Source organism: Aquabacter albus, assembly GCF_040049275.1.
In the GTDB taxonomy this organism is placed as follows: Bacteria; Pseudomonadota; Alphaproteobacteria; order Rhizobiales; family Xanthobacteraceae; genus Aquabacter.
Map to the genome: position 1 here is coordinate 1 of NZ_JBDZDT010000038.1, position 1239 is coordinate 1239.

At 62.9% G+C, this 1239-nt stretch carries 1 protein-coding gene; it reads left to right on the forward strand.

Features of this window, described 5'->3' with window-relative positions:
- Positions 1 to 61 precede the first annotated feature (61 nt).
- A protein-coding gene (locus tag ABLE91_RS28910) for an IS3 family transposase (protein WP_348936011.1) occupies positions 62 to 1209 on the forward strand; the annotation gives its coding sequence in 2 pieces (ribosomal slippage) (positions 62 to 311 and positions 311 to 1209; 1149 coding nt in all).
- The last annotated feature ends 30 nt before the right edge of the window (positions 1210 to 1239 follow it).

A 1239-nucleotide genomic window follows, 5' to 3' on the forward strand; every position in this document is an offset into this window, starting at 1 on the left:
TGGCCTGCTGCCGGTTTCGTGGACACCGAGATAAGGTGTTCAACGGGACTGGAGAGCTGGAATGCAACGACGGAGGTTCAGCCGCGAGTTCAAGCTTGAGGCTGTAAGATTGGTGAAGGACCGGGGCGTTGCCGTTGCGCAGGCTTCCCGCGACCTGGATGTCCACGAGAACGTGCTGCGTAAATGGGTCCGCGAGGCGAAGACGGATCCTCAGCATGCCTTTCCCGGGCAGGGTCAGATGAAGCCCGAGCAACTCGAGATTGACCGGCTGCGCAGGGAAGTGGCCAAGCTGAAGGCGGAGCGCGACATCCTAAAAAAGGCCGCAGCCTTCTTCGCGAGGGAAGCGACATGAGGTTCGCCTTCATCGCGAAGCACCGGAGCACCTGGCCGGTGGCATGGCTATGCGACGCTCTGGACGTCTCGCGGTCGGGCTTTCATGCCTGGCTCAATCGCAGCCCCAGTGCGCATGCCCGGCACGATGACGTGCTCGCGACGGCGATCGACCGGAGCTTCAAGAGCAGTGATCGAACCTATGGCGCACGACGCGTCTGGCACGATGTGCTGGCGGAGGGGTTCTCCTGCGGCCTGCATCGGGTCGAACGGATCATGCGGGAGCATGGGTTGCGGGCACGGCCACGCCGCCGTGGGCTGCCGAAGGATGTCGGCGTGCGGGCCGCCGCGTCGGACAATCTGCTCGACCGCGCCTTCGAGGCCTCGGCCCCGAACCAGAAATGGGTGGCGGACTTCACCTACATCTGGACCGCCGAAGGCTGGCTCTACGTTGCCGCCGTCGTCGACCTGTTCTCCCGGCGTGTCGTCGGCTGGGCAATGAAGGCCGAGATGACGGCGCAGCTCGTCACCGATGCCCTCATCATGGCGATCTGGCGCAGGGGCAAGCCGGATAGTCTACTGCATCACAGCGACCAGGGCAGCCAATATACGAGCGAGCAGTTCCAGCGCCTGATGGCTGACTACGGCATCACCTGTTCGATGAGCCGGTCGGGCAACGTCTGGGACAATGCTGCGATGGAGAGCTTCTTCTCGTCGCTGAAAACCGAGCGGACAGCCCGCAAGGTCTACAGGACGAGGGATGACGCGAGAGCGGATGTGTTCGACTACATCGAGCGCTTCTACAATCGCCGACGCAGGCACTCGACGCTAGGCTATCTGAGCCCGATCGAGTTCGAGGAGCGAGCTAAATTAGCTTAACCTGGTGTCCACAAAACCGGCGGCAGGCCA